We start from the raw sequence: 6,047 nt of genomic DNA, 5'->3' as shown, positions 1-6,047 counted from the left end.
GCACGATTCCACGGGGGCACCACACATGGCCGACGACTACATCGGCGTCAGCTTCAGCACACTGCGCGAAGCCGCCGGCGAACTCGAGGACATCCTCAAGCAGCTCAACCTGCGCCTGGAAGATCTCTACACCCGCACCGAGAAGGTCGTCCTCACCTGGAAGGGCGACGCCCGCGACGCGTTCGTGGAAGAACTCGACCAGTGGGACAAGCAGATGCAGGACCTCCAGGCCGCCCAGGCCTGGCTCCACGAGGTCGTCACCACCGGCCACGCCAACTACGCGGAGGCACACCGCGCGGTCCTGCGCGGCTGGGGAGCCGCCTGATGGGCACGCCCACCCCTGCCCCGTCTCCCACCGGTACCCACGAGGACACGGGGTCACCGAAGACGCCGCCCTCGGGCGGTGCCTCTCCCACCCCCGAGCCGTCGCCGGGTTCGTTGAAGGATCCGCACGGCGTCGACATCTCACGTCACGACACGGGTTCGGCGGAACGGGAACGCAAGAAGAACGTCGAGAAGCTCAAGCCCACCGAGCCTCCGAACGCCAACGGCACCTTCGACATCAGGCCGGGGCACGTCTACTACGCGTCCGGGCTCGTCAGCAACGAGCAGTTCGAGTTCCACAAGTCCGCGACGGGACTTCTCGGATCGGTCGGCGGGTGGAGCCAGACGCAGGTCGCGGGCAAGGGCCATGGAGCGGATGCCTTCGCCGACGCGTACAAGGATGTCGCCAAACGTTTCCTCCAGGTCTGGGCCCGTGCTCTCCAGAGCATCGAGGGCGTCGTCATCGGTCTCACCGAGACCGCGAACAACTACCAGAGGGCGGACTGGGCCTCGCGGCAGGCGAACAAACGCCACTCCTTCGAGATGCCGCCGCTGCAGAGCCCACCGGTCTGCGTGGGAAAGACGACCTACGACGACGTCTCCTCCATCAAGTGGACGGGGACCGGGGACGACTCCGGTCCCATTCTGGCGTGGGCCGGCAACGGCCCGGACTGGCTGGCCGACACCTTCAAGGAGGCTTTCGAGCACGGCCTGAGGCTGGGCAAGACCGTGGAGATCACGCCCGGCGCCCAGACCGACGAGCTTCGCGCCATCGGTGACGCCTGGCAGACGGTGGGCAAAGCGGCGAAGGAGCACGCGAAGGGATTCGCGGACTGCATCGCCTACATCACCGACGGCGGCAACAGCGAATGGCAGGCCGCCATGAACTCCTTCTGCCAGACCATCTGGGGTACGACGGCCTGGGGCAGGACCCGTGGCACGGATGCCAAGGAAGTGCCCAGGGACACCCCCGGGGCCCGTGACTGGAAGACGAACCCGAAGGACTCACCGTCGGCCCGGCGGCCCATCATCGAGGTCCTTGCGAAGACCGGGGACGAGCTCCACAAGGCCTTCCACGATGCCGCCGACGCCGCGGACAAGTGCCGGGAGACGACGAGCCGGCTGGGAGCGGAGGCCGCCAAGGCGACCATCAAGGATCTGACCGTCGACCTGGATCTCATGGAGCTCACCCGGCTCACCGCCACCCTTGCCTTCGGCGAGATCGTGATGACGTTCCGTTCCCACATGGACAAGGCCGGGGCGGATGCGGCCGTGGAGGCATGTCACGCCGCGTTCCACGAAGCGGCCGGCAAGGTGCGCGCGCTGATGGCCGAGCTCGACGAGGCCTATCTGAGCGCCCCCACCTTCGAGGCGGAAGTGGCCAGGGCCAGGGCATTCGGAGCCAGGGCCCTGGACGAGTTCAAGCCCCGCCACCGCTGGACGCGCGACGGCCACACCGATCTCGGCATCTACCAGGTGGATCTGGCTTCGACGGAGTGGCTGGAGAACTCCCACACCGCCACCCGGCACGTCGGTCTGACCGATGAGCAACTGGCCCAGCGACTCCGCGACGACCTGAAGAAGGGCCCTCGTCCGATCGTGGAGGGCCAGCCCCCGCCGGCCTGGCCGCACGGTCAGCCCTTCCCCGCGAATGCCTCGACCTTCAAGGACCTCGACTCGGCGCAGCGGGCCACGCAGTACAACATCGACAAACACTCGGAGGAGATCACGGCCTGGATCGAGGACCAGAAGTCCGCCGCGAAGCCGACGCCCCTTGAGCTGAAGGTGGACAACACCCCGTACGGGGAGACCGGCAGGAGCATCGACCGCCAGCACATGAGGGATGATCCCTTCCCTGTGAGCAAGGCCGAGGACACTTACGGGGTCAAGTCCAAACTCGTCTACAACGAGGATCTCGATCCTCCCTTCGTAGTGATGACCTCCATGCCGATCGTGGGAGAGAAGGCGAACTAGCCATGGAGAAGCGACAGGGCTTGTACGAGTACTTCAGGCTGTCCAGTGCCAGGAAGCTCATGGCGCCCTTCCACGACAGGCTCCCGGTCGAGGCCGACCGCTGGGAGCCCGCACTGGCCCCGATGATCAGAGGCATGCGGTACTCCGCCGATGGTGGTGGAGCCAACCTCTATGAAGTCTCCGCCGAACTGCGGACGGCCGCCGACCTCTTCGCCTCGGCACTGTCGGAGGGCACTCCGGTGCCGAAGAACATGCCCACGGCCGACCCGGTGGAGCGCACGCCGCATGTCCTGCGGGAGATCGCCGCCCACGTGGAAAAGTGGAACTCCCTGCCCAAGGGGGAGGTCGCGATGACGACCAGGGAACTCAGTCTGCGCTTCCCCCGTCTCATTCCGAAGCTGTCCATCTACTTCGGCCAGGACGGTTCGGCGATCTCGGACGAGATGAGCGGGTCCACGGTCGAAGAGGGCATCGCGATGTGGATCGACCAGATCCATCCACGTTGCCCGTGGGAGCTGCCGGGCACGGCCGCGGAGTGTTACGAGGCCTTGGCCCTGTTCCAGAACGAGGACGCCCTCGACCGGTTCTTCGCGCAGGAACACGGAGGCGGATCGGGCGCCGTGGATTTCGAGGAATTGCTCCCCTTGCTGGCGCAGAGCTGCATCGACCACATGAAGACCCACCACCCGCCGGTGTGGGAAAAGCGATAGGTACCCTCACGCATGCGAACCCGATCCGCCACCTATCCCGACCGGGAGACCGCCCAGTGGGCGACCCAGCAGGTCGTCACGGCCAACGAGCAGGCCGTCCACCGCTGGCTGGCCCAGTCGACCCGGCAGAGGCTGACCATCGAGGCCGCCTGGCCGTCCCGCCCGGAGCCCGTAGGGCGCGTCCTGCTCCAGGCGATGCTGCTCGCCGGACGTGACGCGCTCGACGTCCGCGCGGCCCGCGTGATCCTCAAGCGCGACGACACCAGCCCGCACGGCTTCACCGTCCACGCCACCTTCCCGATCTACCTCTGAAGGCCCCACCCGTGTCCCTGAAGCCACGCGAACACGACCGCAAGTACGGCGAGCTGGACCACGTCGTCCGCGCCTACCTCGGCCACAGGGCCGACGACGACGAGCCCCTCACCGCCTATCTCCGTCACACCTGGCGCACCCGCCCCTGGGCCATCCCCATCGCCGAGGAACAACTGCGCGCCTACGCCGACAACCCGCCCGGCCGGCTCCGACTGCGCCTCGGCGAGTTCTACCCGGTACCCGACGTCGGACTGCCGGACTCCGAGATCCAGGCGTGGCTCGTCCGCCTGGCCGACCGGTTGAAGGAGAGCGTCGACACCGGCCATGCCCCGCCCCCCTCCACTCCCCGGACCCGCTGGGAGTGGCACGCCCGCTTCCCCGAACTCGCCCAGTTCCTCGGCGGATGGTTCTCCCAGGACATGCCGGACGAGTTCGAGGACCACGACGCCGCGGTACAGGACTATCTGGACACCACTGACAGCGGCCTGGTCGCCCAACTGACCGGCGAGGTCCACGACCTGCTCACGCTGCCCTTGGACGAGACCGACTACGCGCTCGCCGTCACCGAACTCGGCATGGAGGTCGACCCACCCGCGCCGTACACCCCCGGCGCCTGGCTCACCGAGCTCGCCGCACGACTGCGGGGACGGTCCGACGATGCCGTTGCACCCTGAAGGGGCCTTCACCAGCGGGCCGTTGTTCCAGCTCGTGGGCCTCGCCGCCGCACAGGGTGGTGATCCTCTCGAGTGGCAGGTGCTGCGGATGGCCAGGGTCCTGCGGACCGAGCACTGGGACCCCGCCTGGCGGCATCCGCTGCAGCCGCTCGCCTCGCAGCTCGACCACCTGGCCCTGACCTTCGACGAGGACTTCTTCCGAAGGTGCCCGAAGGACGCGCAAGAGACCTGGCTGGCCGCCGCCTCCGCCACCGATGACACGGTGCCCGGGTTCATGACCGGGCTCGCCGGGCTGCTGCGGCTCGCGGACCGGCAGGGGCCGGCGGGACACGGTGACGTTCCGCTCGCCAAGTGGGAGGCGGCAGCCCGGTTCCCGCTGCTGCGCGACCTCGACACGTGGGCGTACGACGGAGAGTACGACTCGTTCGAGAGCGCCTTCCAGGGCCGGATCGACGGTGAGCATCCCTGCTGCGACTGCGAGGTCGTGCGGTTCGTCGCGCAGGCTTCGGAGGCACTCGCCCTCTGTGCCGCCTGCGAGCACTTCAGAAGAGACTTCCTCGGGTTCGACACCAGCGTGACGCCCGCCGCCCTCTCCCTCGTCGTGGACCTCGGCCACGCCCATATGGTCAGCCATCACCGCTGAGGCCGTCCGTAGGTCCCCGGACCGGCCCGCTCAGCGGTGCGCGCGGCCCCGCTCCGCCGCCGGGGCGGGGTACGGGTCACCAGGCGGAGCGCCCAGCGTCGCCCGCCGGGTCGCGGGTCAAGGCGCTCCAGCAGCGCAGTGCGACGAGGTTACCGGCCGGTCTCCGGCCCGGACCGTGCCGCCCGTTCCAGCAGCAGGTCACGTTCGCGGGCGTTGCGGGCCATGGAGGCCGCCCGTTCGAACTCCGCCCTGGCCTCTTCGGCGCGCCCGAGCCTGGCCAGCAGGTCTCCCCGGACGCTCGGCATCAAGTGGTAGTCCTTCAAGGCCGGTTCATCGGCGAGTGCGTCGACCAGCTCGAGTCCGGCGGCCGGTCCTTCCGCCATCGAGACGGCGACCGCACGGTTCAGTTCCACGACCGGGGACGGCGTCAGGGCCGCCAACTGCCCGTAGAGCGCGGCGATCATCGCCCAGTCCGTGTCCTCGTAGCGCACGGCCTGCGCGTGGCAGGCGGCGATGGCGGCCTGAAGGGTGTACGGGCCGTAGGGGCCGCCGCCCGCCCTGTGGAGCGCCTCGACGCCCCGGCGGATGAGCAGCCGGTTCCATCTGGTGCGGGTCTGGTCGGCGAGCAGTACGGGCTCCCCGCCGGGGCCGGTGCGCGCCGGGATCCGGGAGGCCTGGAGTTCGAGGAGGGCGTTCAGGCCGTGCACCTCGGGTTCGCCGGGCATCAGTCCGGCCAGCACCCGGGACAGCCGCAGCGCGTCCTCGCACAGCGCCGGACGGACCAGGTCGTCGCCGGCCGTCGCCGAGTAACCCTCGTTGAAGATCAGGTAGATGACGTCGAGCACGGACCCGAGCCGGGCGGCGCGGTCCGCGCCGTACGGCACTTCGAATGGGACGCCCGCGTTGGCCAGTGACCTCTTCGCGCGGACGATGCGCTGGGCGACGGTCGACTCGGCGGTCAGGAAGGCCCGGGCGATCTCCTCGGTCGTCAGACCGCCCAGGAGCTTGAGCGTGAGCGCGATGCGGGCCTGGGTGGACAGCACCGGATGGCAGGCGGTGAAGATCAGCCGCAGCAGGTCGTCGTCGATGTCGTCGGGATCCGCCGGCTCGACCGGCGGCGCGACGTCCTCGGCGGCCCGCCCCACCTCGGCCAGCTTGCGGGCGTACGTCTCCTTGCGGCGTACGAGATCGATCGCGCGATGCTTGGCGGTGGCCATGAGCCAGGCTCCCGGTCTGTCCGGGACGCCCGACTCCGGCCACTGCTCCAGCGCGGCGACCAGAGCGTCCTGCGCGAGCTCCTCCGCGATGCCGACGTCCCGCACGATGCGGGCGACACCGGCGATGATCCGCGCCGACTCGATCCTGTAGACCGCTTCCACTGCACTTGCTGCCGTCACGGCCACCCATCAG

Annotated in this window: 7 protein-coding genes; 6 read left to right on the top strand and 1 reads right to left on the bottom strand. The window is 69.1% G+C overall.

Going from position 1 to position 6,047, the window contains the following annotated elements:
• Nucleotides 1-25 precede the first annotated feature (25 nt).
• From ACWGH4_RS08320 to ACWGH4_RS08295, 6 genes are read left to right on the top strand one after another with little or no spacing between them, the layout of a single operon-like run.
• The gene (locus ACWGH4_RS08320) at nucleotides 26-325 is read left to right on the top strand and encodes a WXG100 family type VII secretion target (protein WP_441265790.1); all 300 of its coding nucleotides are present in this window, start codon (nucleotides 26-28) and stop codon (nucleotides 323-325) included.
• On the top strand, nucleotides 325-2,298 hold the full coding sequence (locus tag ACWGH4_RS08315) for an RNase A-like domain-containing protein (protein ID WP_453457309.1): 1,974 nt from the start codon (nucleotides 325-327) through the stop codon (nucleotides 2,296-2,298). The genes ACWGH4_RS08320 and ACWGH4_RS08315 overlap by 1 nt, the downstream gene beginning before the upstream one ends.
• A 2-nt stretch (nucleotides 2,299-2,300) precedes the next feature.
• Nucleotides 2,301-3,008: a hypothetical protein gene (locus ACWGH4_RS08310; RefSeq protein WP_453457307.1), complete on the top strand. Its 708-nt coding sequence runs from the start codon at nucleotides 2,301-2,303 to the stop codon at nucleotides 3,006-3,008.
• Nucleotides 3,009-3,020: 12 nt separating this feature from the next.
• On the top strand, nucleotides 3,021-3,320 hold the full coding sequence (locus ACWGH4_RS08305; protein WP_453457304.1) for an RNase A-like domain-containing protein: 300 nt from the start codon (nucleotides 3,021-3,023) through the stop codon (nucleotides 3,318-3,320).
• Between the two features lie 11 nt (nucleotides 3,321-3,331).
• Nucleotides 3,332-3,994: a contact-dependent growth inhibition system immunity protein gene (locus ACWGH4_RS08300; RefSeq protein WP_453457301.1), complete on the top strand. Its 663-nt coding sequence runs from the start codon at nucleotides 3,332-3,334 to the stop codon at nucleotides 3,992-3,994.
• A complete protein-coding gene (locus tag ACWGH4_RS08295) occupies nucleotides 3,978-4,637 on the top strand; it encodes a hypothetical protein (protein WP_453457298.1) in 660 nt (219 codons plus the stop codon). Before ACWGH4_RS08300 ends, ACWGH4_RS08295 begins: the two co-directional genes overlap by 17 nt.
• A gap of 149 nt (nucleotides 4,638-4,786) precedes the next feature.
• On the opposite strand, the gene ACWGH4_RS08290 is transcribed toward ACWGH4_RS08295, so the two are convergent.
• The gene (locus ACWGH4_RS08290; protein WP_453457295.1) at nucleotides 4,787-6,034 is read right to left on the bottom strand and encodes an RNA polymerase sigma factor; all 1,248 of its coding nucleotides are present in this window, start codon (nucleotides 6,032-6,034) and stop codon (nucleotides 4,787-4,789) included.
• Nucleotides 6,035-6,047 lie beyond the last annotated feature (13 nt).

This window comes from Streptomyces sp. NPDC054847 (assembly GCF_053610925.1).
The sequence above is the reverse complement of the archived record's forward strand: the minus strand, read 5'-3'. Positions and strand labels throughout refer to the sequence as shown.

Coding starts and splice junctions, on each gene's coding strand:
- ACWGH4_RS08320 (WP_441265790.1), top strand. CDS start 26: ATGGCCGACGACTACATCGGCGTCAGCTTCAGCACACTGCGCGAAGCC.
- ACWGH4_RS08315 (WP_453457309.1), top strand. CDS start 325: ATGGGCACGCCCACCCCTGCCCCGTCTCCCACCGGTACCCACGAGGAC.
- ACWGH4_RS08310 (WP_453457307.1), top strand. CDS start 2,301: ATGGAGAAGCGACAGGGCTTGTACGAGTACTTCAGGCTGTCCAGTGCC.
- ACWGH4_RS08305 (WP_453457304.1), top strand. CDS start 3,021: ATGCGAACCCGATCCGCCACCTATCCCGACCGGGAGACCGCCCAGTGG.
- ACWGH4_RS08295 (WP_453457298.1), top strand. CDS start 3,978: ATGCCGTTGCACCCTGAAGGGGCCTTCACCAGCGGGCCGTTGTTCCAG.